General features: G+C 62.8%; 28 protein-coding genes. 17 read left to right on the top strand and 11 right to left on the bottom strand.

Features of this window, described 5'->3' with window-relative positions; all coding sequences use genetic code 11:
- Positions 1-188 precede the first annotated feature (188 nt).
- Positions 189-1,115 carry a hypothetical protein gene (locus AV059_RS18075; RefSeq protein WP_058996722.1) on the top strand — a complete coding sequence of 309 codons (927 nt, stop codon included), beginning with the start codon at positions 189-191 and terminating at the stop codon, positions 1,113-1,115.
- Positions 1,116-1,152: 37 nt separating this feature from the next.
- Here the strand turns inward: AV059_RS18075 and AV059_RS18080 are convergent, their stop codons facing one another.
- Together AV059_RS18080 and AV059_RS18085 are read right to left on the bottom strand one after the other, a co-directional pair.
- Positions 1,153-2,334, bottom strand: a complete 1,182-nt coding sequence (locus AV059_RS18080) for a redox-regulated ATPase YchF (protein ID WP_058996725.1) — start codon at positions 2,332-2,334, stop codon at positions 1,153-1,155.
- Between the two features lie 47 nt (positions 2,335-2,381).
- The gene (locus AV059_RS18085; RefSeq protein ID WP_058996727.1) at positions 2,382-3,491 is read right to left on the bottom strand and encodes a Gfo/Idh/MocA family protein; all 1,110 of its coding nucleotides are present in this window, start codon (positions 3,489-3,491) and stop codon (positions 2,382-2,384) included.
- A gap of 102 nt (positions 3,492-3,593) precedes the next feature.
- Between AV059_RS18085 and AV059_RS18090 the strand changes: the two genes are divergently transcribed.
- A complete protein-coding gene (locus AV059_RS18090) occupies positions 3,594-3,974 on the top strand; it encodes a cyclic nucleotide-binding/CBS domain-containing protein (RefSeq protein WP_058996729.1) in 381 nt (126 codons plus the stop codon).
- Positions 3,975-4,005: 31 nt separating this feature from the next.
- Here the strand turns inward: AV059_RS18090 and AV059_RS18095 are convergent, their stop codons facing one another.
- Both AV059_RS18095 and AV059_RS18100 read right to left on the bottom strand, forming a co-directional pair.
- Complete coding sequence (locus AV059_RS18095) at positions 4,006-4,719, bottom strand: TIGR00266 family protein (protein WP_058996730.1); 714 nt, start codon at positions 4,717-4,719, stop codon at positions 4,006-4,008.
- 93 nt (positions 4,720-4,812) lie between these two features.
- A complete protein-coding gene (locus tag AV059_RS18100) occupies positions 4,813-5,781 on the bottom strand; it encodes a sugar phosphate isomerase/epimerase (protein ID WP_058996732.1) in 969 nt (322 codons plus the stop codon).
- Positions 5,782-5,917: 136 nt separating this feature from the next.
- On the opposite strand from AV059_RS18100, the gene AV059_RS18105 reads away from it, so the two are divergent.
- The 12 genes from AV059_RS18105 (at position 5,918) to AV059_RS18160 (ending at position 14,277) form a co-directional block, all read left to right on the top strand.
- Complete coding sequence (locus AV059_RS18105; protein ID WP_058996734.1) at positions 5,918-6,790, top strand: 3-hydroxyacyl-CoA dehydrogenase family protein; 873 nt, start codon at positions 5,918-5,920, stop codon at positions 6,788-6,790.
- Entirely contained in the window at positions 6,787-7,386 is a 600-nt protein-coding gene (locus AV059_RS18110; RefSeq protein WP_058996736.1) for a DUF2391 family protein, read from the top strand. The genes AV059_RS18105 and AV059_RS18110 overlap by 4 nt, the downstream gene beginning before the upstream one ends.
- Before the next feature lie 72 nt (positions 7,387-7,458).
- Positions 7,459-7,638 carry an HVO_2753 family zinc finger protein gene (locus AV059_RS18115; protein ID WP_004516620.1) on the top strand — a complete coding sequence of 60 codons (180 nt, stop codon included), beginning with the start codon at positions 7,459-7,461 and terminating at the stop codon, positions 7,636-7,638.
- A 2-nt stretch (positions 7,639-7,640) separates the two neighbouring features.
- Positions 7,641-7,907 (top strand): elongation factor 1-beta, encoded by a 267-nt coding sequence (locus AV059_RS18120; protein WP_004962801.1) that lies wholly within the window; start codon positions 7,641-7,643, stop codon positions 7,905-7,907.
- 113 nt (positions 7,908-8,020) lie between these two features.
- Positions 8,021-8,311 (top strand): 50S ribosomal protein L21e, encoded by a 291-nt coding sequence (locus AV059_RS18125; RefSeq protein ID WP_005535295.1) that lies wholly within the window; start codon positions 8,021-8,023, stop codon positions 8,309-8,311.
- Entirely contained in the window at positions 8,308-8,664 is a 357-nt protein-coding gene (locus tag AV059_RS18130) for an RNA polymerase Rpb4 family protein (RefSeq protein ID WP_058996739.1), read from the top strand. The genes AV059_RS18125 and AV059_RS18130 overlap by 4 nt, the downstream gene beginning before the upstream one ends.
- Before the next feature lie 180 nt (positions 8,665-8,844).
- Complete coding sequence (locus AV059_RS18135; protein WP_058996741.1) at positions 8,845-9,417, top strand: DUF655 domain-containing protein; 573 nt, start codon at positions 8,845-8,847, stop codon at positions 9,415-9,417.
- Between the two features lie 79 nt (positions 9,418-9,496).
- On the top strand, positions 9,497-10,354 hold the full coding sequence (locus AV059_RS18140) for a 16S ribosomal RNA methyltransferase A (RefSeq protein ID WP_058996743.1): 858 nt from the start codon (positions 9,497-9,499) through the stop codon (positions 10,352-10,354).
- Position 10,355: 1 nt separating this feature from the next.
- Complete coding sequence (locus tag AV059_RS18145) at positions 10,356-10,946, top strand: HemK2/MTQ2 family protein methyltransferase (RefSeq protein WP_058996745.1); 591 nt, start codon at positions 10,356-10,358, stop codon at positions 10,944-10,946.
- 62 nt (positions 10,947-11,008) lie between these two features.
- Positions 11,009-12,007: a 5-methyltetrahydropteroyltriglutamate--homocysteine methyltransferase gene (locus AV059_RS18150; protein ID WP_058996747.1), complete on the top strand. Its 999-nt coding sequence runs from the start codon at positions 11,009-11,011 to the stop codon at positions 12,005-12,007.
- Positions 12,008-12,010: 3 nt separating this feature from the next.
- On the top strand, positions 12,011-13,084 hold the full coding sequence (locus tag AV059_RS18155) for a methionine synthase (RefSeq protein WP_007188356.1): 1,074 nt from the start codon (positions 12,011-12,013) through the stop codon (positions 13,082-13,084).
- Positions 13,085-13,764: 680 nt separating this feature from the next.
- On the top strand, positions 13,765-14,277 hold the full coding sequence (locus AV059_RS18160; protein WP_058996749.1) for an HTH domain-containing protein: 513 nt from the start codon (positions 13,765-13,767) through the stop codon (positions 14,275-14,277).
- On the opposite strand, the gene AV059_RS18165 is transcribed toward AV059_RS18160, so the two are convergent.
- Genes AV059_RS18165 through AV059_RS18175 form a run of 3 tightly spaced genes read right to left on the bottom strand, consistent with a single transcriptional unit; the run spans position 14,274 to position 17,570 of the window.
- Positions 14,274-15,407: an ABC transporter permease gene (locus AV059_RS18165; RefSeq protein WP_058996752.1), complete on the bottom strand. Its 1,134-nt coding sequence runs from the start codon at positions 15,405-15,407 to the stop codon at positions 14,274-14,276. The genes AV059_RS18160 and AV059_RS18165 overlap by 4 nt on opposite strands.
- Positions 15,397-16,080 (bottom strand): ABC transporter ATP-binding protein, encoded by a 684-nt coding sequence (locus tag AV059_RS18170; protein WP_058996753.1) that lies wholly within the window; start codon positions 16,078-16,080, stop codon positions 15,397-15,399. Before AV059_RS18170 ends, AV059_RS18165 begins: the two co-directional genes overlap by 11 nt.
- Positions 16,077-17,570: a hypothetical protein gene (locus tag AV059_RS18175; RefSeq protein ID WP_058996755.1), complete on the bottom strand. Its 1,494-nt coding sequence runs from the start codon at positions 17,568-17,570 to the stop codon at positions 16,077-16,079. Before AV059_RS18175 ends, AV059_RS18170 begins: the two co-directional genes overlap by 4 nt.
- Positions 17,571-17,738: 168 nt before the next feature.
- Between AV059_RS18175 and AV059_RS18180 the strand changes: the two genes are divergently transcribed.
- Positions 17,739-18,617, top strand: a complete 879-nt coding sequence (locus AV059_RS18180) for a carbohydrate kinase family protein (RefSeq protein WP_058996758.1) — start codon at positions 17,739-17,741, stop codon at positions 18,615-18,617.
- Here AV059_RS18180 and AV059_RS18185 read toward each other — a convergent pair.
- Together AV059_RS18185 and AV059_RS18190 are read right to left on the bottom strand one after the other, a co-directional pair.
- The gene (locus AV059_RS18185) at positions 18,614-19,630 is read right to left on the bottom strand and encodes a phosphotransferase family protein (RefSeq protein WP_058996760.1); all 1,017 of its coding nucleotides are present in this window, start codon (positions 19,628-19,630) and stop codon (positions 18,614-18,616) included. The two genes, AV059_RS18180 and AV059_RS18185, sit on opposite strands and share 4 nt — an antisense overlap.
- 96 nt (positions 19,631-19,726) lie before the next feature.
- Positions 19,727-20,914 (bottom strand): HAMP domain-containing sensor histidine kinase, encoded by a 1,188-nt coding sequence (locus AV059_RS18190; RefSeq protein WP_058996762.1) that lies wholly within the window; start codon positions 20,912-20,914, stop codon positions 19,727-19,729.
- 123 nt (positions 20,915-21,037) lie between these two features.
- Between AV059_RS18190 and AV059_RS18195 the strand changes: the two genes are divergently transcribed.
- A complete protein-coding gene (locus AV059_RS18195; RefSeq protein WP_058996763.1) occupies positions 21,038-22,195 on the top strand; it encodes a dihydropteroate synthase in 1,158 nt (385 codons plus the stop codon).
- A gap of 133 nt (positions 22,196-22,328) precedes the next feature.
- Here the strand turns inward: AV059_RS18195 and AV059_RS18200 are convergent, their stop codons facing one another.
- Together AV059_RS18200 and AV059_RS18205 are read right to left on the bottom strand one after the other, a co-directional pair.
- On the bottom strand, positions 22,329-22,982 hold the full coding sequence (locus tag AV059_RS18200) for a TrkA family potassium uptake protein (protein WP_058996765.1): 654 nt from the start codon (positions 22,980-22,982) through the stop codon (positions 22,329-22,331).
- Between the two features lie 3 nt (positions 22,983-22,985).
- Positions 22,986-24,440 (bottom strand): APC family permease, encoded by a 1,455-nt coding sequence (locus AV059_RS18205; protein ID WP_058996768.1) that lies wholly within the window; start codon positions 24,438-24,440, stop codon positions 22,986-22,988.
- Positions 24,441-24,652: 212 nt separating this feature from the next.
- Between AV059_RS18205 and AV059_RS18210 the strand changes: the two genes are divergently transcribed.
- Positions 24,653-25,306 carry a TrkA family potassium uptake protein gene (locus AV059_RS18210; protein ID WP_058996771.1) on the top strand — a complete coding sequence of 218 codons (654 nt, stop codon included), beginning with the start codon at positions 24,653-24,655 and terminating at the stop codon, positions 25,304-25,306.
- Positions 25,307-25,370: the final 64 nt, after the last annotated feature.

The raw sequence follows: 25,370 nt of genomic DNA on the forward strand, positions 1-25,370 counted from the left end.
AAAACGGGTTTCCCTTCGTCGGCCGATAACGGCGATAAAGCGGAGTGCGTGAGAGAGGGACCGATTCGTCGGGCAAGAGTGACTTCAGAATTAGAGGCTGTCGGGACGCACATGCCTGTCGCGAATGTTCGACTCACTGTCAGTCGCTCTCTCGTCACCGTTTTCCGGTACTCGGGCCTACACAGAGTATGGCTTCAGTCGACGATCATCGTCGCCGGACAACCGACCTCCCCCCGGCGACGACCGAATATTTCGCCCCCGAACTAGCGACTATTGATAGCTATCTTGAAACGGTCCCGCCGACCATCGACACGGCGGCCGGGGACGCCGCAGTCGGCCCGATACAAACGCTTCCGTGGTTCTACGTGGCCGACCTGACCGGCTGGCGCGGGACCACGCTCGCCCGACTGCTGGCCGCAGAGCAGGGCGCGGCCTGCTACGAACTCTCGGCCGGCGCTGCGGACGCGCTTCCGGCCCTGTGGTCCCTCATCGACGAGAGCGGGGACGGCCCCGTCGTACTCCATCTGGACCTACAGGGCGAAGGCGGACGGATTCAACGAACGCTCCGGGAGGCGCTCCGACGCGGCTACACGCACACTCCCGACGGCTGGGACGAGCCGGTACGCGGCGAACCAGCAAACCTCCACGTCGTCTTCACCGATACGAACCCCTCGAAGCGCCTGGCCGTGCCACTACCCGCTGCAACCACGCCCACCACTGGTGCTGTCCTCTCGTATGCGCCGCGCCGGAGTATGCTCCCGGAACGGCCCGACGGGACGACCGTGCTTTCGGACCCGCCGGCGCTCCACGACCGGGAGGCCGAACTGGAGCAGTTCCTGCTGGCGGCGCTGGCTGGCTACGGTGACGACGACGCCAGACAGCAGTACGTCGGCAACGCCGTCGAAATTCTGTCGATAACCCACTCGCTCATCGGGAAGCGCGACCTGCTGTTTGACGTGTCGCCGCGGCTGGCGCTGAAATACGGGTCGCTCTTGGACAGGCTTTCAGTCGGTGCGGCGACGGAGCGACTCGGTCAAGACGTGCTCGGGCAAGTGCCACAGAGTCCCGGAAGCGAGGATATACGGGCGACGCTTCGGGACCTGCTTCCGGAGTAGGTGCCGAGAAAGCGGTCGTAACGCCGTTCGCACGGACTCAGTTCACGTCGCTCACGATTTTGATGACCGCTCCTTCCTCCAGTTCCGTCTCATCGCTGATGCGCCGGTTCTCACGGGCGTCGACGGCGTGAATGTAGCCGTCGCCGATGTCCGAGTGGACGGCGTAGGCGAGGTCTTTCGGAGTTGCTCCCTGCCGTAGCAAGAACGCGTCAGGGAGGACGTTCTCTTGCCCGTCGGTCCAGTGCGTTTCGTTCTGGACAGGGTAGGCCGTCAGATGGTCAAGCAGGTCGTAAACAGCAGTGTCAAGCGAGCCCTGAACGCCGGTGCCGCCCCACTCGTCCATCACGTCGCGGATGCGGTTCAGCCCCTCGCGTTGCTGGTCGCTCACGTCGCCGACGATGTCAAAGTCCGGGTCGCCCGGGTCGTAGTCGATGACCCCCGCCTGCGCCGCGTTGCGCAGTGCGAGTTCGCCGTCGGCCGTCGCGGGCACGACCACGTCAGCAGCCCCCTGCAGGGCCTCGATGTTCCCCTCTGGGGCGATATCGGCCTTGTTCGCAACGACGACGAGCGGCTTCGTCCGCTGGCGGATCTCCGTCGCCAGCGCCTCGCGGTGCTCGTCGGTCCAGGCGATGGGGTCCTCGGGATACTCCAAGTCCCGCAGCGTCCGCGCCACGTCGAGTTCGGAGGCTCCGACGCCGGCCAGCATGTCCACGAGCGATTCGTCGAGTTTGAAATCCGGCGAGCGGGACTGGCGTTCGATTGACTCCCAGTTGCGCTCGACGATGCTGGCGATCCACAGGTCCATCTCCTCTTCGATGAAGTGGACATCCTCGACAGGGTCGTGCTCGCCGACCTCGACCGGCTCACCTTCGGCGTCGGTCCCGCCGGAGGCGTCGACGACATTGAGGATCACATCGGCGGTCGACAGCTCGTCGAGGAACTGGTTCCCGAGGCCTCGGCCTTCGTGTGCGCCGGGAACGAGGCCGGCCACGTCGATGAGCTCCACCGGGACGTAGCGCTTACCATCCCGGCAGTTGTCGTCACCACAGCGTTCCTCCCGGTCGAGACAGGGGCACTCCGTTCGGACGTGGCTGACTCCGCGGTTGGCATCGATGGTCGTGAACGGGTAGTTCCCCACGTCCACGTCGGCCATCGTCGCCGCCTTGTAGAAAGTAGACTTGCCGGCGTTCGGTTTCCCGGCCAGCGCGATAGAGAGCATGGCAGGACCTACCAGTGGCCACCGAAAGGGGGTTTCGGTTCGCGGCCCTACAGGCTGACCCACTCGCCGCGGTCGTCGCTTCGCTCGATAGCGTCGAGGACTTGCTGTGCGGCGAGTCCGTCGGCGAAAGATGGCTCCTGTTGCCCACCGTCGGCCACGGCCGAGAGGAACTCGTAATTCTCGTGGACGAACGTGTGCTCCCAGCCGATGACATGGCCGGGGGGCCACCAGTGGTCGACGTAGGGGTCGTCTTCATCGGTAATGAGCACCTGCTGGAAGCCCCGGTCGCCCTCGGTGAGCACCTGCAGTTCGTTCAGCCGTTCGAGGTCGAACTTGATTGCGCCCTTCGACCCCTCGATTTCGATAGTGTGAGCGTTCTTGTGGCCGTTGGCGACCCGTGACGCTTCGAGCGTGCCCATTGCGCCGCTGTCGAACGCCACCTGGGCGCTGTAGGCGTCGTCGACAGTCACCGGGCGCGTCTCGTCGCTGCCCTCCACAGGGCGCTCCTCGGTGAACGTTCGGAGGTGACCGCTCACGTCGGTTATCTCGCCGGCAGTGTCGCCAAGCAGGAACCGGGCTAGGTCAATCGTGTGCGACCCGAGGTCGCCGAGCGCCCCGCTGCCAGCCATCTCCTCGTCGTTACGCCACGACCACGGGGCCTCTGGGTCGACCAGCCAATCTTGCAGGTACTGGCCGCGGAAGTGGTGAATCTCGCCAAGCACGCCGTCGTCGATGAGTCCCTTCGCGTACTGGATGGCCGGGACGAACCGATAGTTGAACGCCGCGCCTGCGGGCACGTCAGCGTCAGCAGCGGCCTCGGCCATTTCCTCAGCCGTATCGAGCGTCGGTGCGAGTGGCTTCTCGCAGAACGTCGGCGTACCGGCCTCTAGCGCCGCGATGGACGGCTCGGCGTGGACGTGGTTCGGGCCAAGGTTGTAGAACACGTCAACCTCGTCGACGATATCCCGCCAGTCCGTTGCGGTCCGGTCAAAGCCGAACTGGTCGGCTGCGTCGGCCAGCGCGTCCTCGTCGCGGCCGACGAGCACGTCCTTGTTGACGGCGGGCGCTTCGGGGAAGAACATGGGCAGGCGGTCCAGCGCGTTTGCGTGAGCCTTGCCCATAAACCGATAGCCGAGCATGCCGATATCGAGGGTCATAGCCGGCTGTTCACTCGGAGCCGAAATAACGCTCATGGTGACGGCAGGGCGGCGGGCCGCCCCGAGGGAAAAGCCAAAACCGGATGCCCGTGTTGACACTGCATGGCCACTGAAACGACCGTCCGTATTGAGGACATCATGTCGACGCCGTTAGAGACGATTTCTGCCGACGAAACCGTCAAAGCGGCCGCGACGCAGATGCAAGCGCAGAACATCAACGGTATCTTCGTGCCGGGGGCACAGGCGGGCATTATCACGACCACGGACATCGTTGATGCCGTCGCAAGCGGGAAGGACCTCTCGTCGGCGACCGTCGGCGACGTGATGACGTCGCCGGTCGAGCGGGTGACGACCTCGCTCGAACTGGGCGAGGCCGCCGCGATGATGACGACCTACGACATCAAGCACCTCCCAGTCATCGACGAGCATCAGGACTACGTCGGCATGGTGTCGTCGACGGACATCACGCAAGCGCTCTCCTGAGGGGAGTTGTTCTCCGGCGGGCTTTCGACAGTCAGATGAAGTCGTCTATGCCGGTTGAGTTACCGTCGTTGTCACCTGTTCCGGGCAGCGCGTCCGCGATAGCCGAGGTGAACGAGGCGAGGCCGCGCGTCTGGTACCAGACCGTCCCGGGGCCGGTGAAGTCCATTACGAGGCCCTCACCGCTGAGTAGCGTCGACTTCAGCCCGCCAACGCGGCGGGCGTCAAAGTTGACCGACCCTTCCCAGGCGACGACGTGGTCGTTGTCAACGGTGTAGGACTCGCCGGCGTCGAGGTCGACGGTCTCCAGTCCGCCGAACGCCTCGATGAGGACGTTCCCGGTCCCTTTTAGCGCCAGCGGCGTGATACTCGCGCCGGCCAGCAGCGACTTGATACCGCCGAACTCGGAGTCGATGTCGATGCCGGGGTCGGACGCGAGGAACGCCCCGTCGACGGCGTACAGCGTCTCGCCGGTGAGTTCGTGATGATGAACGTCGCCCGGCGTCGGCGGCGCGAGGGTCACGGTTCCGGAGCCGCCCTTGGCGGTGAACTCGTTTGCGAGCAGCGATTCACCGCCGAGCATCGACTTCGCAGAGCTGAGGAGGCCGTCCCGGCTGGTCGTCGTTTCGATTTCGATAGTCGGTGAGTGGCTGACCATCGCGCCGGGTTCGGCGAGTATCGATTCGCCGCTGTCGAGGGCCGCGCGGACGAGCGTGTACGAGGGCTTGTGTGTGAGTTCGATGTCCATAACTGTCACTGGATGGAATAATCCAGTCGTAGTATCTCACAGACACTATATAAGCTTAAGTGTCGGAAAAGGCCGCTTCGCTGGTTCTATTGCTTACTCAGCCCAGTAGGCGTCGCCGGGCTGGGTCTCGAAAACAGCGCGGTCGAGCACGTCGACGGCCTTCTCCAGCCCCTCGCGGGCGCTGGTGAGCGAGTCCTCGTGTTCGATAGAGAGCGCGCCGTCGTAGCCGACCATCCGCAGCGTCGACACCACGTCCTTCCAGTGGGACTCGTCGTGGCCATAGCCAATGGAGCGGAACAGCCACGACCGGTCCGCCTCGTCCGTGTACGGCGCAGTGTCCAGCACGCCCTTCTCGCGGGCGTTTGACTCGTACACTTTCGTATCCTTGGCGTGGACGTGGTGGATGGCGTCGTGGTCGCCAAGCAGTCGGATGGCCTCTGTCACGTCGATACCCTGCCAGTACAGATGCGACGGGTCGAAGTTCGCGCCGATGCGGTCGTTCGTCCGGCGGCGCAACTCCAGTAGCCCGCGGGGTTCGTACACCAGCATGTTGGGATGCATCTCGATGGCGACATCTACGTCATGTGCGCCCGCATGGGCCGCGAGGTCCGACCAGTATTCGTCGGCGACGCGCCACTGATACTCGTGGGCGTCGGCGTGCTCGGTCGGCCACGGGGCGGTAATCCAGTTCGGGACCTCGTCGTTCGGGCCACCCGCGGGCAAGCCTGAGAACCCTGTGACAGTGTTCACGTCGAGCTGGTCGGCCAGCCGAATCGTCTCCCGGAGTTCCCGGTCGGCCTCAGCGGCGCGCTCGTCGTCGGGGTGGAGCGGGTTGTTGTGTGTCGCCAGCGCGCTCACCCGGAGGTCGTGTTTGTCGAGAAGCGCCTCAAGTTCGGCCTGTTTCTCCTCGTTGTCGAGATACGTCTGCCGGTTGAGGTGGTCGTCGCCAGGGAAGCCGCCGCACCCCAGTTCGACCGCATCAACGCCTAGACCGCTGATATACGCCAGCGCCTCGTCAAGTGACTGCCCACCCAAAGGGACCGTCAGTACACCAATGTCCATGCTCTGCGGTACAGCCGGTGTCGAAAAAAGCGTACTGCCGTCGCTTCGGTCTCGCCGTCCAGCCCACAAGCGGTACAGGGCGGAGAGGGCAGACCGCGGCGTAAAGGATTAACGCCGGGAGTGCGGTGGTACTGTCATGATTGTGGCCGTACTCGGAACCGGGCAGCGGGGGCGGGATGTCGCACAGCGATGTGTCCGTGCGGGCCACGAAGTGCGTCTTCGGGGAACGGATGCGTCGGACGTGATGGACCGGGTCGACGAGATTCGGCGCGCACTCAACGGGGACCTCTCGGCCGGTATCGACGGAACCACAGGACTCGAAAGCGCCGTCAGCGGCAGCGATATCGTTATCGATGCAACCGCTGGCGGGATGGAGAGCCATCGGGAGGTGGTCGCCGAAACTGAGACGATGGTCGAGGACGAGACGCTCATCGCCGTCAGCGACACGTCACTGTCGGTGACTGCCGTCGCTACTGGTCTGCGGAGTCCGGACCGTGCCGTCGGCCTCAACCTCGTCGACCCGCCAGACGGCGCTATCGTCGAGGTCGTCATCGCCGAGCAGACGACGGCAGCGACCCGCGACCGCGTCACTGACTTCGTCGAGAGTCTGGACGCGTCGCCGGTCGTCGTGCGGGACACGCCAGGGTTCGCCGCGCTCCGCCTCGAACTCGCTACCATCGCCGAAGCGATCCGGATGGTCGAGGATGGTGTCGCCGGTGTTCGTGACATCGACCGGACGTTCGAGCGTGGCGCGTCGGACCGTGACGGGCCGCTCGTCCGCGCCGACCGCCACGGGCTGGAAACGGTGCTCACAGCACTCGAAGGCCTCGCCAAGCGGCTCGATGAACGGTTCGAGCCCCCCGCGCTGCTCCGACAGAAGGTCGCAGACGGGCAACGCGGCGCAGTCACCGGCGAGGGGTTCTACGTCTGGGAAGACGGCACACCGACGACCGGTGCCGACCCCGACCCGGACGTGCCAACGCGAGATAGCGAGCCCGACCTCAGATGAGCACGCAGGAGGACCCCCCGGCCGAACCGGATAGGGAGGACGACGAGTTCGCGACGCTGTTCGACGAACTGCAAGAGCTAGAGCAGCTCGTCGACTCCGAAGACGAGCGACGGCAGGTCCGGGATGCAATGCGTGCGGCCGCCGATTCACAGGACCACGAGCCTGCGACCTTTGGTCGGGTCGTCTGGGGCTTCGGGCGGTCCGACCTCGCGGAAGCGCTGCTTGGCTCGCTGTTGTTCGGGATTCCGATGGCCGTCGAAGGCGGGACGGTCGATGCTGGACTGCATATCGCCCAGCACCCGCTGTATCTCGTCGCGACAGTCGCCATCGCCATCGCGTTGGTCATCTCGATTCTGTACGTCGCCGACTTTCAGGATGTTCGAGTGGCCAACCGGATACTGGGGATCGTGCCGCGGCGGCTTGTCGGCGTCACCGGAACGGCACTTGTCGTTTCCGTCGCGCTCCTTACCGGGTGGGGGCTCGTCGAGTGGTCGACCGACCCCGCGGTCGTCTACGAATCGGCCTGCATCTGTGCCGTGGCGTTCGTTCCGATGGCGATCGGCGCTGCGCTCGGGGACATTCTGCCCGGGAACTAGGGCCATGGCAGTCACTCGCGGTGACGGTCGCGTTTGGCAATCGTTAAAAGCCGCGGTCGGATACGGAGTGGTATGAGCGAGAGCCAACAGAAACAGGCGCGCAAGTGCGTCTCGTGTGGCATCAACATCGCCGGCACGAACGCCGCCGCGTTCAAGTGCCCGGACTGTGGCCAGCAGATCTACCGCTGTGCCACCTGCCGGAAGCAGAGCAACCTCTACAAATGCCCGGACTGCGGCTTCATGGGGCCATAACAATGGGGAAAGTAGCAGCCAAGATCAAGGTCATGCCGGAGAGTCCCGAAGTCGACCTCGACGACCTGCAGGAGCGTCTCGAGGGCGTGCTTCCCGAAGGAACGAAGATCAACGGGTTCGAGCGCGAGGATGTCGCCTTCGGCCTCGTCGCGCTGACGCCGACAGTCATCGTCCCTGATGACACTGGTGGCACGGAAGCCGTCGAAGAGGCCTTTGCGAACGTCGATGACGTCGAGTCGGTCTCCATCGAGAGCACCGGTCGCCTGTAATCGACTCGTCGCTATCGTTTTGTACTCGGCTCCGTAGCAACTGCAAACGCGTGGCTGGCGACAGTCACGGAACGCACGTTTTATTAGGGCGACCGGATTAGCGGAGAGCAAGAATGCCTAGTTCAAACGGACCTCTCGAAGGAACACGAGACAAGCTCAAGAACAAGCCCCGCGACCGCGGCACCTCACCGCCTCAGCGCGCCGTCGAAGAGTTCGACGACGGCGAAAAAGTCCACCTCAAGATCGACCCGTCCGTGCCGAACGGGCGCTTCCACCCGCGGTTCGACGGCCAGACCGGAACCGTCGAGGGGAAACAGGGTGACGCGTACAAGGTCGATATCGTCGACGGTGGCAAAGAGAAGACCATCATCGTCACCGCTGCGCACCTGCGCCGGCAAGAATGACGATATTCAAAGAGAAGGTCAGTGAGGAGTTCCTGACGGTCGCGGAGACCAAGGAGATACTCGAAGACCTCGAGATGGAGCGGGCTGCCGAGGAGGACCGCGAGATGCGCTACGAGCTCAAGCGGGCGATTGAGCACGTCAACCGCTTCGCCCTCCTCGACCCCGAGGAGTCGCTGCAGCTGGTCGAAGACCTCGAAGAACTCGAAAAGGTCGACACGCCGACGGCCTACAAGATCGCGAACCTGCGGCCGCTGGACCGCGACGAGCTCCGCGCCGTGTTCGCTCAGGAGCGGTACACGCTCGACGGCGACGAACTCGACGATATTCTCAATATCGTCAAGCAGTACGCGTAGCGAGGACAATCATCAGTTCGGCTCTTCGCCGCTCTATCCCTACTTTCACCGACGACCAGCTACGCGATCGAGAGTCACCTTTTGCTGTCGCTGGACCGGAAGCGAAGATAGCGACGGCGCTCCGTGTCGCGGTTCGGGGCATCCACCGGCATTAAGTGTGCTGTGCTCGTACTGCCAGACATGACTGAATCGGAGAGCGGCGGCGACTCTATGATGGCGGCTGTCCTCGATGTCCTCCCACACGGGCGGCCCGGAGACGACCGGCCACAGCACCAGAAGGAGCCGCTCGCGTATGCGCTCGACATCGATGAGTTCTACATTTATGAGCTCCAGCTCGACGACAAGGACGTTGACATCGCGTTCGGCGACCGCGTGGATCTGACGGAGTTCGGCCGCGTGACGGAAGTCGAGTTCGAGGATATCCCGAGCGGCGCCCGTTCGGAACTCGACTACGCCGTCGAGGAGATCGTCGAAGCGAACGAACAGCGGTTCGTCGACTTCTACAACGACGCCCAGCCGATCACGCTGCGGCTCCACCAGCTGAACCTCCTGCCGGGCATCGGGAAGAAGCTCCGGAACACGCTTCTCGACGAGCGAAAGCGAAAACCCTTCCAGAGCTTCGAGGACCTCGAAGAGCGCGTCAGCGGCCTCCACAGCCCCAAGGAGACGCTTGTTGAGCGGATACTCGAAGAACTACAGGACGACGACCTGAAGTACCGGCTGTTCGTCCGGCGCGAGGAGCAGTCCTCGTAGCACTGTCGGCTGCAAAGCGAAGCTGACAGCCACCAGTATAAGGCGACCCTTTTCTACCGCGACCCGCTACGGCTCGCTAATGACTACGACCGAGACAGGGAGTCGGGACCCCGACGCGCTCGTCCGGCGGGCCGGCAAACGGGCCGACACCCGAAAGGACCAGCACTTCCTCGTCGACGACCGGGTGCTCGACAGGATTCCGCAGTACGCGACCGATTCCGACATTGACCTCTCACACGTTCTGGAGATCGGCGCAGGCCCGGGTGCGCTGACCGACCGCCTGCTCACGGTGGCCGAGCGCGTGACTGCAGTCGAGCGCGACCCGGACTTTGCGGCCCATCTCCGTGAGGAGTTTGCCGAGGAAGTCGCGGCGGACCGGCTCACTATCGTCGAGGGTGACGCGCTCGAAGTCGACTTGCCCGAGTTCACCGCCAGCATCTCGAATCTGCCCTACGGCGCATCCTCGGAGATCGCGTTTCGGTTGCTGCCGGAACAGCGCCCGCTTCTGTTGATGTTCCAGCAAGAGTTCGCCGAGCGGATGGCCGCCGACCCGGCAACGGACGACTACGGGCGGCTGTCGGTTACAGCGGGCCACTACGCCGACGTGGAGGTCGTTGAGACGGTGCCGCCGGAAGCGTTCGACCCCCAGCCTCGCGTGACGAGCGCGCTCGTCCGGACGACGCCGAGGCAACCCGACTACACCGTCCCCAGCGACGAGTTCTTCATGGACTTCCTGAAGGCGGTGTTCACCCAGCGCCGGAAGACGATGCGCAACGCCGTCCGCAACACCGCCCACATCTCCGGGCTGGGCGACCCCGATGCGGTGGTCGAGGCTGCCGACGAGGACCTCATGAGCGCCCGCGCCGGGAAGCTCACGCCGGCCGACTTCGCCACGCTGGCGACACTCGCGTACGAGGTCGGTCAGCCGGAGGCCTGAGATGAGTGACGGTGAAGACCGCCCCTCGCTGGCCGACCAGCGGGGCGTCGAGTCGGTCTACCAGCCGGCGGAGGATTCGGACCTACTTGCCCGGACGGCCCGGGAGCGAGTCGGGGTAGACGACACCGTCCTCGACGTGGGGACGGGCTCCGGGTACGTCGCCGCGACGCTCGCCGACGCCGGGGCACGGGCGGTGGGCGTCGACGTGAGCCCGCTGGCCTGTCGAGAGGCAGCCGACAACGGCGTCCCGGTCGTCCGCGGCGACCTCGTCGAGCCGTTTCAGACAGCGGCCTTCGACCTTGTAGCGTTCAATCCGCCCTATTTGCCGACTCCGCCTGAGCAGGAATGGGACGACTGGATGGAACACGCGCTGTCGGGCGGCGACGACGGACGGCGACTCGTCGACCCGTTTCTCGAAACCGTCGACCGCGTGCTGGCCCCGGGCGGCGAAGCGCTCATGCTCGTCAGCAGTCTCACGGACCCGGCTGCAGTGCGAGCGTACGCGAGCGAACACGGGCTGGCGAGCGAGCAGCTTGCGAGTGAAAAGCACCCATACGAGGCCCTCGTCGTCCTGCGGTTCTATCGAGTTTAATTACTGTTAAGCATTTTAGTGAATAGGAAATATTAAAGCCCGTCATTGACTACTCCTTGGCAATGACACAGGTAATCGCCACGACCCCTGGGCTCTTTCCGCTCCCGGACTGGGCCAAGGACGAACTGGCAGATCTGAAGGGCCATCAGAAGACCGACCTCATCTCGGGCGACGAATCCGGTGAGGTTGTCGCGGCCTACGACAAGGCCCGCGAGGACGTCATCGCCGTCCAGCAGGACGCCGGACTCGACCGCGTCGTCGAGGGTCAACTCCGCTGGGACGACATGCTCGCACACCCGCTCGCGGTCCACGACAGCGTGGAGACGAAAGGCATCGTCCGCTACTACGACAACAACAACTTCTACCGAGACCCGGTCGTGCAGGGCGACCTCTCCGCCGACGGCGGCGACGTTGCCGCGGACCTCAATGCCGCGGCTGACCACGTCGACGACGGCCTTCAGGCCGTGCTCCCTGGCCCGTACTCGCTTGCGGACCTCGCGACGGACGAGCACTACGGCGACGACGCCGCGTTCCTCGACGCCATCGCCGACTTCCTCGTCGAGGAAGTGAACGCGTTCCCGGATGTCGAGACGCTGTTCCTGCTTGAGCCGTCGCTGGTCGAGAACGCACCCGCCGATGGCGAGGACGAGCGCGCCGCGGAAGCAATCGACGCCGTCGCCTCAGCCGCCGACGCCGAGGTCGTCGCCCACACCTACTGGGGCGCAATCGAGGAGAAGGCCTACGCGCACCTGATGGACGCCGACGTGGACGCCATCGGCTTCGACCTCGTGGCGAACCACGACCAGACAGTCTACAACGTGCAGGAGTACGGCACCAAGGACGACGTGGCACTGGGCGTCGTCGACGGCCAGAACACGCTCGTCGAGTCACCCGAAACGATTCGGGACCGCATCGACTGGTTCGAACAGCAAACCAACACCGCTTACGACACCGTCTACGCGACAGCGAACACGGAAACGTTCTATCTCCCGGTGAACAAGTTCGAAGACAAGCTCGAAGCACTCGCAAACGCCGCTGACCTGGAGGCGGCGGAGGCATAAACGATGACAGGACCACGAGACCAGTTCAAACCGGCGGACCACCCGAACGACCACTTCCTGCTGACGACCGTCGTCGGCTCCTACCCCAAGCCCAAATGGCACGACCGTGCCCGAGAGCTGTTCGAGGACGAGGACGCTGACTTCGGCGAGGACGAGTGGGAGGAATCGAAAGACGACGCCTCACGGCTCATTACCCACGAGCACGAGCGTGCAGGCCTCGATGTCATCTGTGACGGCGAGATGCGCCGCAACGAGATGGTGGAGTACTTCGCTCACCGCATCGACGGCTACGAGTTCAACGGCCGCGTGAAGGTGTGGGGTCACAACTACTTCGACAAGCCGAGCGTCGCCGACGAGGTCGAGTACGGCGAGCAGTGGCTCGTCGAGGAGTTCGAGTTTACCGACGAGGTCGCCGAGCGACCTGTCAAGGTCCCGATTACGGGGCCGTACACGCTCGCCAACTGGTCGTTCAACGAAGTGTACGACAGCGAGGAGCAGCTAGCCTACGAACTGGCGGACCTCGTCAACGAGGAAATCGAGGCACTGGTCGAGGCTGGCGCTCGCTACATCCAGATCGACGAGCCGGCACTGGCCACGACGCCGGACGACCACGCCATCGTCGGCGAGTGTCTGGAACGCATCGTCGACGAGATTCCCGACGACGTGCGTCTGGGCCTGCACGTCTGTTACGGCGACTACTCGCGCATCTACCCCGAAATTCTGGACTACCCGGTCCACGAGTACGACCTGGAACTCGCCAACGGCGACTACGACCAGCTCGACGTGTTCAAAGAGCACGAGTTCACGAAGGACTTCGCAATGGGCGTGCTGGACGCCCACACCGCGGAGGTCGAATCCGTTGCGGAAATCAAGGAGAACATCAAGAAGGGGCTGGAAGTCGTGCCCCCGGAGCGACTCACCGTTTCGCCGGACTGTGGCGTGAAGCTCCTGCCTCGTGAGGTCGCCCGCGGGAAGATGGAGAACATGGTGCAGGCCGCCCGGGAAATCGAAGAGGAGCTGGATGCCGGCGAGATTGACGTTGTTGCGAGTGGTGCGGAAGCGCACGCAGACGATTGAATCGGTGAGCAGTCTCGGCTGCAAACTGTCAAGCGTCTGTGTAGCGGACGATTGAATCAGCGAGCAGTCTCGGCTGCGAACTATCAGCCGTTTTTGTAGCGGACGAGTAGCGAGCACCTGAAGCCGTGCACGGAGCGCCCAGCGAGCAGCGCGATGTGAGTGACCGACAGGAGTCTGCTCACGGTGCACGGTTGACTGTATTTCGACGAAGGTGGGCTACGATTTCGGCAGCTATCGAATATTCTCGCACGCGGCGGTCCCTGAACCGGCAAATGTAGCAGACACATCTGGCGACCATATCGGGTGCGGGGGTCGACCGAGAACTGTGGAGCCCCGACCAGCGCGATCTCGAACTGTCCGTCACGGGAACGCTTGAGCACCAAGGCTCCCGACAGACAACTATTTACTTTCTTATAAATTTGTAAATTTGCCGTCTAAACTGGTAGAGACACACCGTACGTTTGTTCGACAGATATCGAAACTAACATCGACCCAAGAGGAATATAATTGTTGATGTACTAATAGTATAAGGGTGTTCTATATTCAGGTGAATACTCTATATTATGGATATAGAGCCCCTCAAACCAATGATTCTCGAATGTAGATTCGTGCCGTGTGTTAGCACATAAGTCTGGGAAAGAGTTTTGAGGGTCTCTGGAGAAGCTAGCGATGAGAAAGCTATGACAGGGGACACACATCTTCGGGCAGAACTGTATCTTCGTGGAGATACGTACGGCACGTTCGACGCACAACAGCAGGTGCTCAATCGGGTGAAGCGACTGGAGGCCAACGGCGTGTTCAGCGAGTCAATGCTGGCCGGTGAGTGGCAGCGGATCAGGACGATGGCGGAAGACAAGCGGTCGGAAGCCATCCGGACCTACGAGGAGTTCACAGACTGGGCAGGCCAGAACGGCCACTCGCTCGAACCGGCGTTCGAGCGGCGGAACCGAAGCTACGTCGGGATGGACCGTGTCGACGACGTGGTCGTGTTCCCGGTCGTCTCGCTGGCGATCTACGACAGTGACGACCTAGAAGGCGTGTTCCCGTGCTCGGACACGGAACGGACCTACACTGTCGGTGACGCGCTGGAGGCCTTCGAGCGCGGCGACGAGGATTGGCTCGCGCAGTTCGACTCCCTGTCGGTCGACCGGACCGACCCGCTGCTGGAACCGGGCGTCAACGCGACGATTTAACCGCGTAGCGCGTCGACTGGCTCTTCGCTCGCCGCCTTCCAAGCCGGATACAGCCCGCTAACAATACTCGTCAGCACCCCAAAGGCGAACGCCGCACCAACGTACCAGGCGTTCGGTAGCCTGAAGACGGCCATCGCGTCACCGACGGCGTAGTGGTTTATCGCCAGCCCGGCACCGAGACTCAGAATGACACCAGCGATGCCGCCGAGGAACCCGAGCAGCGTCGCTTCCATCAACATCACTTTGAGGACATCCCGCTTCTGGTAGCCGACAGCTCTGAGGACGCCGATTTCTTCCCGGCGTTCGACAGTGGACATCAGCATGACGTTGAGAATCGAGATGCCGGCCACGAGCAGCGAAATAGATGCGATGCCGGCGAGGACAGTGTTGATGATCTGGAACTGCTCCTCGATGGTATCGACGAGAGAGCCCAGTTCCTGAACGAAGACTCGCTCCTCGCGGTCGTTGAGGGAGTTGCGTATCCCCATGGCCGTTTCGTTGGCCTGCGTCCCGGTGGACTCGATAACGTACACTTCCGAGTAGCCACGCTGGCTGAACGACGTGGCCGGCATGATAACTCGGTTGTCGGGGTTCGTCGAGGAGAACGGGTCACCTTCTTCGAGCACGGCCCGGATACGGACACTGGTCCCGTTGACAGTGATCTGGCTCCCCGGATGCAGGTCGTGCTCCTCCGCGACGTTCGAGCCGACAAGCGCACCGGATCGGAACGGCGATACCCGTCCCTCCTTGGCCTCGTACAACTCCGCCGGGTTCTCAACGCCGTATATTGTTTCCCTAACTGCGTCCTCGCGGTTGTACGACACCGGCTCCACGCGAGTCTTTACCGGCGAGACAGTTGCTGTCGGACTGGCCTCTCTGCGGATCGTACGGATATCGCGTTCGGTGAGTTCAGTGATGTTTTCGCCGGAGTTCGGGTACACCGTGAGCTGGTTTCCGACGTTGCCGAGGTTCTGGGTAAACGAGTACTGGAGCGCGACGCCGAACATCCCCAGCGAAGCGATGGCAACGACACCGATGACAATACCCAGCGACGCCAGCAACGACCGCATCTTCGTTCGCGTGAGGTTGCGCCGCGCCATCAGTGCGGCCGGGAAGAACCTACCTGCCATTTTTTCGTTCCCTCCCGATGGTGCCGTCAACCAGATGGACGGTCCGGTCAACGTATTCGTTGACCAGGTCGTCGTGGGTGACTGCGACGATTGCTACGTCGTCTTCGTCGGCGATACGTTGGAACTCGTCGAGTATCTGCCGCCCGGTTTCGCTGTCGAGGTTACCCGTCGGTTCGTCGGCGAGAACGACCTTCGGGCTGTTGATGAGCGAGCGGGCGATAGCGACGCGTTGTTTCTGGCCGCCGGAGAGTTCGTCGGGCTTGTGGCCCAGTCGGTCACCGAGCCCAAGCCGCTCTAAGAGCGTTCTGGCCCGCTTTTTGACTTGCGGGTCACTGTCCAACAGCAGTGGTACTTCGACGTTCTCGACGGCAGTCAACGTCGGCAGGAGATAGAAATGCTGGAACACGAACCCGATCGTTTGCTTGCGGAGCGCGGTCCGCTTGCTGTCGCCGAGTCCAGTCACGTCCTGCCCCTCAAGCAGGACGGTCCCCTCCGTCGGCGTATCCAGCAGTCCAAGGATATTCAGCAGGGTTGTCTTGCCACTGCCGCTGGGGCCCATAATCGAGACGAACTCGCCGGCTTCGAGGGCGAAGTCGATACCCGCCAGTGCGTAGAGGGTCTGGCCGCCGGTGCGGTAGCGCTTGACCAGTCCCTGTGCGTCGATGACCGTCATACCTCGATATCGTCGTCACCGCGGCGGTAGCGACGCACGAGGACACCGACGACGACCAGTAGCGCCAGTCCGCCGGCGATGAACACCGGTAACATACTGTTCTGGTCACCGGCCTCGCTGTCGTCGTTCTGGTCCGCCTGCTGTGCCGAACCACCCAGCCGGTCGATATCGACGTCGAACGTCTGTCGCTTCCGCGTGTCGTCGACGAGGTAGGTCACCTCCAGTGGCACCGACGTGACGTTCCCCGTCGTTCGGGCGTACACGTCGAAGGAGACGAAGTCGCTGGCTGGGACCGTGCCGACGAAGTAATCGCGATTCGGGGTCGCCGGAGTGACGCTTTCGGTATTGACGACGCTGACGAGGACGCTGTCCGCATCCGTCGACCCGACGTTGCTTGCACTCCCTGAAATCTGGAGGCGTCCCCCCTGTCGGATTACGTCCAGACCGGTGAGGTCTATGGTTCCCGGGACGGATCGGAGCGTCGTTTCGGTCGTCATCTGCTCCGTTTCGGTCCCGAGTTCGTAGTTAGCCGTGACGGTGACATCCGCGCGGGGTTCGTCCATCGTGGCGTTCAGTCGCACCTGCCGGGTCGTACTGGCTGAGATGTTCTCAAGCAGGACACGCTGGAACGACGCGTTCTCCGACGTTGCACTGATCATGACATCCGAGAGCGGAGCGTTGGCCCCGTTCGAAACCGCGACCCGCAACGCGCGGTCAGTGCCGCTGCCGACCGCAGTCGTATCGAGTTCCACGCTGTTCCGGAGCGGGTCAGAATCGATGACTGTCGTCCGCGTCGTACTACGGGTAGTGTCTCCGTCAACCGTGTAGCTGATTGTTGCGGTCAGCGAGTGTTCGCCGGCGGATTCGGGTCGGAACCGGAACGGGGCTGTAATCGAGCCGTTCTCTGCGACGCTTGATCTGACTGTCCGACTCTTTGTCATTTTGACGCCATCGCCTTCGACGACAACCTCAACGTTCGTTATCTGGGTGTCAAGCCCGTTTGCGACGGTGACGTCGCCGGTCGACTCAACGCCGGCGACGGAGTCGTTGGCCGTGATATCCATCTGCGGGTGACGCTCCTGAACGTTCAACTGGACCGGATATTTGAGTTCGACGTTGTCGCCGGTCCCGCGGTCACGACCATACACAATGACGCGGAGGTCCTTGCTTCCGGCCGAATCAAACGAGGCAGTCAGCGGTACTTCCAGTGTGCTACCCGGCGAAATCGAGCCAAGGTCCGAGACGCGTTCGTACTCTGTGATGCCTCTGCCGCCCGACTTCCGGATTGCAATATCGTTGATTTCGAGCGGGGCATCGCTACTCTCAAGATTCCGGACAGTCGTGTCGAACGTAACAGTTTCGCCCGGTGCTGGCGATGACGGCGACACATCGACGTTCGAGATTGACGCGTTGACGCTCGCGCCGGCGACTGACAGCGGAAGCGAGCCGACGACGACCAAGCAGGCGAGGACAGCCACACCGTGACGCATCACGCAGTCACCTCTGGCTGTAGTAATCGTATGCCGGTCCGACAACTCATCGGGAGGACGCTATCGGGGACCGTTGCCATGTGCGCCGGTCCGTTCCGGTCAGTGTTAAACATGCTGCATATATCCCAGTGGGAAACTGCTATCACACCGCCCCACCCAGCCGTGGATATGCGCGTCATCTGTGCCGGCCACGTCAACTGGGACGTGACGCTCCACGTCGACCACCTTCCGGAGCCCGACGGCGAGGGGCGCATCACTGACCGGTCACAGTCTAGCGGGGGGAGCGCATCGAACGCGGCCGTCGCACTGGCTGGACTTGATGCGGACCCGCTGGTCCTCGGTAGCGTCGGCCGGGACGACCACGGCACCATGGCCCGGCGCGAACTGGCAGCCACCGGCGTCGAGACGTTGCTGGTCGAGTCGGACGAGTCGACGGCCGTGAAATACCTCATTGTGGACGAAAACGGCGACGTCGCCGTGCTTGGAAACGACGGGGCCAACGAGGCGTTCAACGCGTCGGACCTCCCGGCCGAGACCCTGGCCGAGGCCGACCACCTCCACCTGACCGGCCAGGATCCCGCGACGGCTGCGACGCTTGCACGCGACGCCGCGGCCGCGGACGTTCCGGTGAGCTTCGACCCCGGTCGCCGGCTCCCGTACCGCGATTACTCGGCGGTGCTCTCACACGCGGATATCTTGTTTTGCAACGACCGGGAGGCCGACCACGCCGAGGACAGCGGCCTTTTCGACACAGTGCCGACAGTCGTCGTCAAACACGGGGACCGCGGCGCGACGGCCTATGTCGACGACCGGACAGTCACGAACGCCGGGTATCCCATAGAATCTGTGGACACCGCAGGCGCGGGGGACGCGTTCGCGGCAGGGTACCTTCTCGCCAACGCACAGGCGGCCGACCCGGAGCGTGCGCTCGCAGTCGCCAACGCCTGTGGTGCACTCGCAGCGCAGTCACCCGGCGCACAGACGACACTCGACTGGGAGTCCGTGTGGGAGCTTGTCGACAGCGGCCAACCGCCCGAAACGGCCTAATTCGTCTGTATCTCCTCGACGAGCCGCTCGAACTGCTGGCGGTACTGGGCTTCAGCCCGAGCGGCGGCGAGGCCGGACTCGTCGTCGAAGACGGCCTCAAAGCCGGCCATCCGCCACAGGAGCGTCGAGAGTTGGTAGAGGGGCCGTCGCTGCTCGTACCCCTCGTCAAACTCCATTGGGCGCATCTCCTGATAGCCCTCGTGGAACACTGTTCGGAGCGATTCGCGCAGTTCCGGGTCCTGAAACGACGAGTCGATGAAGAGGAACTCGGTCTGTGCGAGATTGTACTCCGGCAGCGCCGCGAGCACGTCCTGCCAGTCGAGGACAGCTGTAATCGGCGCATCCTCCGTCTGCTCGAACATCAGGTTCGCCGGCCTGAAATCGTCGTGTACCAGCCGCGGAACGCCGTCTTCGGGCACCATACTCAGGGCCGGTTCGATACAGTCCCACGCCCGGTCTGTCATGTCCTCGAAGGGCGTCCCATCAAGGTGAGTGAGGTGGGATCTGGTGAGACTTTCGAAGTACTCCCGCCAGTTGCCCATCCAGTCACTCACGATGATCCGGTCGTCGTGGAGCGTGAGGCGACCGAACGCCTCGAACCCGATCTCGGAATGCATATCGCCGAGTATCCGACCGGACTGGGCTAGCACCCGCCGTCGGTCCTCGGTCGAAAGCCCGGCGAACTCTTCGGCCAGATTTTCGCCATGGATGCGTTCGGTGACAAAATACGGCGGCACGTCGGCGTCGGGGTCGTCTTCGTAGACGAGGATACGTGGAACAGGGACGTCGGTCCGGGCGGCGACGAAGTCGTGGAGACAGGGTTCGACGGCGAACGGGACATCGCCCTGTGGCTTGAACTTCACGACCACCTCGTACGCCTCGCCGTTGTGGCGCAGTGTCACCATGTAGACATCGCTCTGGTGGCCCCCTCCCGGGGTCTCGAACTGGAACCCCTCGTAATCCGGGCCTGACTCCTTCAGCACGGCCTCGATGTCCTGTTCCGGGGTCTGCACTGACGTACCATACAGTGGGCGAGCAAATAAATCTGTCAATCCCGTCGCGGACAGCACTGGCTCCCAGTTCGGGTGCTGTCGGTCGCCGTATCCGCACTACCAGGAGTGGAAGGGTGAGACCGGTTTTGTCCCGTCAGTCACTTCGAATCGTGCGCCGCCGGCCCTGCTCTCTGTCGTCGAGATGTCCCAGCCGTGGGCGTCGGTGATCTGTGCAACGATAGACAGGCCGAGGCCGTTGTCACCGCCTGAAAAGCCGTCGACCGAGAGAACGTCGTGCAGCTTGTCGGATGGGATACCGGGTCCGTCGTCAGCGACGTAGAAGCCTGTCACGCGGCCCTCGGCTCGCTCGTCCTCACTATCTATCTCGGCTGTCCCGTCGTCGAGAATCGGACCAACCCAGACGGTCACGTCGTCGCCCGCGTGGTCCGCCGCGTTCCGAAAGAGGTTCTCGAACACCTGTTTGAGGCGGTTCTGGTCACCGAACACCGGGGCGGACCCTTCGATCTGCAACGTCGCGTCGTCCGTTCTGGCCATCTCCCAGGTCTGTTCGACAATGGTATCGAGCGAAATCGCAGTTCGGTCTTCGACCGCATACCCCTTCTTTGCGAGGGTCAGCAGGTCGTCGATGAGCGCTTCCATGCGAGCCACACCTTCCTCCGCATCTTCGAGATGGGACAGGTCACCGGTCTCGCGCACGAGTTCGAGCCGCCCCTCGACAACGTGGAGCGGATTTCTGAGATCATGGGAGACGACGCCGATGAATTGTTCCATCCGGTCGCGCTGGACGCGGAGGTCGTGTTCGCGCTCGGCTTTCTGCAGTGCCGCCTGCACGTGCGTCGCGTACATCCGGGCGAATCGAAGCGTTTCGCCGTCAAACGTAACGGGAGTAAGCGAGCCGATGTTGATAACGCCGTACTCAGCAAGCGGCAAGATGATCTCGCTGCTGACAGGCGAGTTCTCGTTGTACTGGCGCCGCTCGTCGTCGAGTTCGGAGTACGTCCGAACTTCGTCCTGCTCGAACGCCTCCCAGGAAAGACTGTTGCCGGGTCTGTAGGTAACCGGCCAGTCGAATACCTCGTCCGCCCGCTCCGTCGACGCCGCCAACTGCAGTTCCGAAGCGTCACTGTCATACAGCCACAGCGCTCCGAGTGGCACGTCGAACACGGACGAAATCCCCGACATCGCGATCTCGCATATCTCACGCTCGGACTCCGCAGCGATCAACTGCTGTGTTACGGCCTCGAACGAATCGAGATCGAATGCGACCGTTAATTCCCCACCCATCCCGTACAAATCATGCAAGGTTGTATATAAAACTCCGAGATTCGATGTCACTGATCGATAATATAGCGTCGTCGTTCCACCGATGTCGCGGGACCTTTGTATCCACAGTCCTCAGAGAGCGGTATGCGAACGGTCGAAATCGACGGCCTCCCGGTGGGCGATGGGCACCCGACACGCGTCATGAGCGTGCTGAACATGAGTTCGAACTCCGGGTACAAGCCGAGCGTGTATCTGGACCCCGCGGAGGCCGCCGAGGCTATCGAGGAGAACCTCGTCCCCGCCGGCGCGGACATCATTGATGTTGGCCTCCAGTCAGCGAACCCCAAATACGAGTCCAAGCCGGTCGAGATGGAGAAAGACCGGCTCGAAGAGGTCGCGCCGCTCGTCGACGAACTCGACGCCGACGTGCCGCTGTCGCTCGAAACGCGCTATGCCGAGGTTGCTGAGGAGGCCATCGGCCACGGTTTCGACCTCATCAACGACGTGTGTGGCTTCGCCGACCCGGACATGAAAGGCGTCATCGAAGACCACGATATGCCAGTTGTCAAGATGGCCAGTCCGCCGGACCTGGCCAGTCCCGGTGCGCTGAAAACTATCGACGACATCTTCGAGGCGCTCCAGCGAGACGGGTTCACGGACAAGACCATCATCGATCCGGCCTTCGGCGGCTGGTACGACGGCAAGGAGTTCGAGGATAACTGGGAGATGTTCCGCCGCCTCCGGGAATTCCGCGCCTTCGACCGGCCGATGCTCACCGCAACCAACCGCGAGGACTTCCTCGGCGATCTGGCCGACCAGCCCGAAACGGAGAACCAGCTCGCCGTGTCACTGGCCGCGGCGACGATGGAAGCCGAGCGCGGCGCACACATTATCCGAACACACGATACGCGTGAAACCCACGACGTGGTCAAAGTGGCCGACGCGCTCGGCGACGAGCGGACGACACGACCGGAGACCGACTCCGGTCCCACCGTAGCGGAACTGACCGACGTGACGCTGCGGGAAGTGGCGCGCCATCAGGCGCTCGGCGAGACGGTCGCCGGGGGGACCGACGACGGCGCGACGCTCACGTTCCTGCTTGGCGACGTGACCGACGACGCCCGGGCAAGCCTCCGGGCCGTCGCCGAAGTGACTGACGTAGTGGTGGTCGAGAAAGACGGCGGGAGTCTCTACGTCGGCGGCTCCGCGGCTGCGCTGAAGGTCGTCACCGACAGCCTCGCCGAAGACGGGCACCGGGAGCTTGCCGGCGAACTCCGAGCGTCGCTGTCCCGGCGCGTCTAAGTGCCGCGGCTGGTCGTACTACAGCGACGGATTTTCACGCCTCCCTGTGTCGCGTCCCGACCGCCGATGGCTATTCGTGGGACCAAGCGAATCACGCGGAGAGGTCTGGGAGAGCAGGGCTGATCACAAGTCATTAGCCGCGCATCAAGTTCAGTACCTCATCGACGACATCAGGTTCAACGGCGATAACGTAGCGTCTCCCCGGTGTCAGGGTTGTGTCTGCACGGGCGATCTTCTCACCGTTATCGTCGGACACAACGAGGGTTCCCTCGGGAAAGCGGACGTCTGTGAGTGCTTTTCCGGCAGCCGGGGCGCCGTCAGCGACGCGGACGAGCATGATGTCGAGGGTCCCAGTCACGTCGGCAAGCGTCTGGACATCGCTCCCCAGGATTTCGTTTGCTGCCACCCTCGCACCGGCCCGTTCGGGAAAGACCACCGCGTCGACAAACCGGGTGTACGTCTCACCGGCTGTGCGGTCGATACGCGCGACCGTTCGGATCTCGGGTGTTAGCTCCGCAGCAGCTAAACAGACCGCAAGGTTCAGCCCGGCTTCACCCGTGAGCGCGGCAATTGCGTCCGCTCGCTCAATGCCTGCCTGTTCGATGATGTCCGGGTCCGTCGCGTCGCCCTGGATAACCGTCGCTACCCACTGATCGGCGATATCCGAAACCATCCGCTCGTCACGTTCGATAATCGTCACATCGTGGCCGCGGTCGGCGAGTATCTCGGCTGTCTGGAAACCAACGCGCCCACCACCTGCGATGATAATCTCGAGTGTTCGGGTCATGAGTTAGTCTTCAGCCTCGGGTTTTATTTCGCTGGCGGCAGTCGCTTGCTCGCGGTCCGATTGCTGCTTTATCCGTTTGAGGGCGAAATACACGACTGCGCCGAGCAAGATCCATGCGACGCTGAGTCCCAGTGCCAGTGGATCCGTCCGGAGCAGGAACTCTATCAGCACCCCCGTCAGAATCAGATTGAGTGCGATACCGATTATCGGCGGTGCCGGGTAGAACGGCATCTCGTACGGCCGGTTCATGTTCGGTCGTTCCCTGCGGAGTCTGATGACCGCGACGTTGACGATAATGAACGAAAGCAGGAAAAACAGGCTCGACATATTGCCGGCGCTCTGCGTCGGCAATGCGACTGAGCCAAGCATCACGATGGCACTGGTGAGGATGGCAACGAACGGCGTCCCGTAGCGGTGGTGGATCTGGCCAATCGAAGGGAGTAACTGCCCTTCACGCCCCATCGAGAACGCGACGCGTGACGACGCGATGACGACGGCATTGAGAGCGGTGAGCGTCGAGAACACAGCGCCAAAGACGATGAGTGCCCCACCGTTCTGGATAATCGGTAGGCCAGTCGGCATGAACGATGTCGCTGCCGTGGCGATGCCAGCTTCGCCAGCGTCGGCAAGCCCCTCGGCCCCGAGCGTCCCGATGGCAACTGTTACAACTGCCAGATAGACCACGACAGTCACAGCGAGGCTAATAAAAATCGCTTTGGGGATATTTTCCCGCGGGTTCTGTACTTCCTCCGTGACAGTGGTGATGAGGTCGTACCCCTCGAAGGCGATGAAGGTGAGCCCCATCGCCGGCAGGACGGCAGCCGCCCCGCTCCCTTCCGGAAACAGCGGCTGGAATTCGGCCCCGGAAAACATCGGTGACGTGAGTCCGAACGCGACGAACACGACCAGAATGGAGACTTTGATGATGGTGAAAATCGTCTCGACACTACCGCTTGCAGCCGTCGAGACGGCGTTGAGCGCCACAAGGCCCAGAACCGCGATAAACGCAAGCAAGAAGGCCGGTGGGAGCCCGATATCAATGACCGGAACTGCAACAGCACCGATCTCGTCCGGTGACGGAACCACGCCGTAGACGTGCAACAGTTCGAGAAAGTTTGGCGCAAAGCCCAGCGCATACAGTGCCCCCGCAATCATGTAGGCGAACCAGAGCATCCAGCCCATGATGAACGAGGCGAAGTCGTCGAATATCTCCCGCACGAACGCGTAGCCACCGCCGCTCTTCGGGATCGAAGCGGCAAGCTCCGCGTAGGAAAGGCCTGTGAACGCTGTCACGACACCGTTCAGTGCGAAGACGAGAATCGCGGCTGGCCCAGCGATTTCGGCGGCCAGCCCTGTTAAGACGAAAATACCGGCCCCGATCATCGCCCCCATCCCGATCATCGTCGCGTCAAGTAGCCCGAGTTCAGCCTCGGGCGACCGTGTCTGGCTCTTACTCATGCATCCTGTTTGTAATTGGCACGCCGTCCATCGTACGCTGTATGTACTCCGTTCGGTCCATTTGAGTACCAGGGTAAATTCTTCTATTGTAGGAACTGTGAGGGGATTTGATAAAAGCTTCTGCTGACTGACCCCTCAGTATGGTCGACCATGTTCTCAGTCGGCTGGAACTGTCGGGGCATTGAAGATGGCACGTTCTCAACAGTACGCTAATGGCCCGGACAAAGCGATTCATCATCGCCGGCGGCGGACGCGTCGGGAAACAGACCGCCGAGAACCTCGTCGATCAGGGGCACGACGTACTGCTGATCGAGTCCGACGAGGAGCGCGTCGAGGCGCTGTCAGATGCGTATATCGGGCCGGTCATCCATGGTGACGCCACGCGACCGTCGATACTGCAACAGGCCAATCTGGCCGAGGCCGACGCTATCGCCGCACTCACTGACGAACCGGGCACGAACCTCGCCATCTGCATGGAGGCCCAACAGTACGCGCCCTCGATTCGAACCATCGCAAGAGCGGAGACGGAGGCAAATCACGAGTACGACGAAGTCGTCGATGCGACGCTGCTGCCCGAGTATCTCGGTGGCGACCACGCGGCTGATATCCTGACCGGTGAAGACATCCGGACGCTCGTTTATCCGACCGCTGACCTCGATATCATCAAGGTGACCGTCGCCCCGTCCGCTCCCGTGGCAGGGCGTCGTCTCGACGAAATCGCGCTGCCGTCCGGCAGTCTGCTGATCTCGACGGCGGACCGAACGGAACTCGCGGGAGCTGATACGGTTCTGGAGGCTGAGGAGCAGTATATTCTCGCCGTCGAAACCGATGTCGTCGACGAAGTGTTGAAGCTCATGCGCGGGTAGCAAGCCGAATTGTCAGGCTGGTCCCTCCCGTGTCTTGCTATTTATTCATATGTGAGAAAGTGGA

Source organism: Haloarcula sp. CBA1127 (assembly GCF_001485575.1).
Classification (GTDB): Archaea; Halobacteriota; Halobacteria; order Halobacteriales; family Haloarculaceae; genus Haloarcula.

Coding starts and splice junctions, on each gene's coding strand:
- AV059_RS18125 (WP_005535295.1), top strand. CDS start 8,021: ATGCCTAGTTCAAACGGACCTCTCGAAGGAACACGAGACAAGCTCAAG.
- AV059_RS18090 (WP_058996729.1), top strand. CDS start 3,594: ATGGCCACTGAAACGACCGTCCGTATTGAGGACATCATGTCGACGCCG.
- AV059_RS18180 (WP_058996758.1), top strand. CDS start 17,739: ATGCGCGTCATCTGTGCCGGCCACGTCAACTGGGACGTGACGCTCCAC.
- AV059_RS18200 (WP_058996765.1), bottom strand. CDS start 22,982: ATGACCCGAACACTCGAGATTATCATCGCAGGTGGTGGGCGCGTTGGT.
- AV059_RS18120 (WP_004962801.1), top strand. CDS start 7,641: ATGGGGAAAGTAGCAGCCAAGATCAAGGTCATGCCGGAGAGTCCCGAA.
- AV059_RS18080 (WP_058996725.1), bottom strand. CDS start 2,334: ATGCTCTCTATCGCGCTGGCCGGGAAACCGAACGCCGGCAAGTCTACT.
- AV059_RS18140 (WP_058996743.1), top strand. CDS start 9,497: ATGACTACGACCGAGACAGGGAGTCGGGACCCCGACGCGCTCGTCCGG.
- AV059_RS18075 (WP_058996722.1), top strand. CDS start 189: ATGGCTTCAGTCGACGATCATCGTCGCCGGACAACCGACCTCCCCCCG.
- AV059_RS18135 (WP_058996741.1), top strand. CDS start 8,845: ATGACTGAATCGGAGAGCGGCGGCGACTCTATGATGGCGGCTGTCCTC.
- AV059_RS18145 (WP_058996745.1), top strand. CDS start 10,356: ATGAGTGACGGTGAAGACCGCCCCTCGCTGGCCGACCAGCGGGGCGTC.
- AV059_RS18205 (WP_058996768.1), bottom strand. CDS start 24,440: ATGAGTAAGAGCCAGACACGGTCGCCCGAGGCTGAACTCGGGCTACTT.
- AV059_RS18130 (WP_058996739.1), top strand. CDS start 8,308: ATGACGATATTCAAAGAGAAGGTCAGTGAGGAGTTCCTGACGGTCGCG.
- AV059_RS18110 (WP_058996736.1), top strand. CDS start 6,787: ATGAGCACGCAGGAGGACCCCCCGGCCGAACCGGATAGGGAGGACGAC.
- AV059_RS18150 (WP_058996747.1), top strand. CDS start 11,009: ATGACACAGGTAATCGCCACGACCCCTGGGCTCTTTCCGCTCCCGGAC.
- AV059_RS18155 (WP_007188356.1), top strand. CDS start 12,011: ATGACAGGACCACGAGACCAGTTCAAACCGGCGGACCACCCGAACGAC.
- AV059_RS18170 (WP_058996753.1), bottom strand. CDS start 16,080: ATGACGGTCATCGACGCACAGGGACTGGTCAAGCGCTACCGCACCGGC.
- AV059_RS18100 (WP_058996732.1), bottom strand. CDS start 5,781: ATGGACATTGGTGTACTGACGGTCCCTTTGGGTGGGCAGTCACTTGAC.
- AV059_RS18190 (WP_058996762.1), bottom strand. CDS start 20,914: ATGGGTGGGGAATTAACGGTCGCATTCGATCTCGATTCGTTCGAGGCC.
- AV059_RS18115 (WP_004516620.1), top strand. CDS start 7,459: ATGAGCGAGAGCCAACAGAAACAGGCGCGCAAGTGCGTCTCGTGTGGC.
- AV059_RS18160 (WP_058996749.1), top strand. CDS start 13,765: ATGACAGGGGACACACATCTTCGGGCAGAACTGTATCTTCGTGGAGAT.
- AV059_RS18165 (WP_058996752.1), bottom strand. CDS start 15,407: ATGGCAGGTAGGTTCTTCCCGGCCGCACTGATGGCGCGGCGCAACCTC.
- AV059_RS18195 (WP_058996763.1), top strand. CDS start 21,038: ATGCGAACGGTCGAAATCGACGGCCTCCCGGTGGGCGATGGGCACCCG.
- AV059_RS18105 (WP_058996734.1), top strand. CDS start 5,918: ATGATTGTGGCCGTACTCGGAACCGGGCAGCGGGGGCGGGATGTCGCA.
- AV059_RS18175 (WP_058996755.1), bottom strand. CDS start 17,570: ATGCGTCACGGTGTGGCTGTCCTCGCCTGCTTGGTCGTCGTCGGCTCG.
- AV059_RS18085 (WP_058996727.1), bottom strand. CDS start 3,491: ATGACCCTCGATATCGGCATGCTCGGCTATCGGTTTATGGGCAAGGCT.
- AV059_RS18095 (WP_058996730.1), bottom strand. CDS start 4,719: ATGGACATCGAACTCACACACAAGCCCTCGTACACGCTCGTCCGCGCG.
- AV059_RS18210 (WP_058996771.1), top strand. CDS start 24,653: ATGGCCCGGACAAAGCGATTCATCATCGCCGGCGGCGGACGCGTCGGG.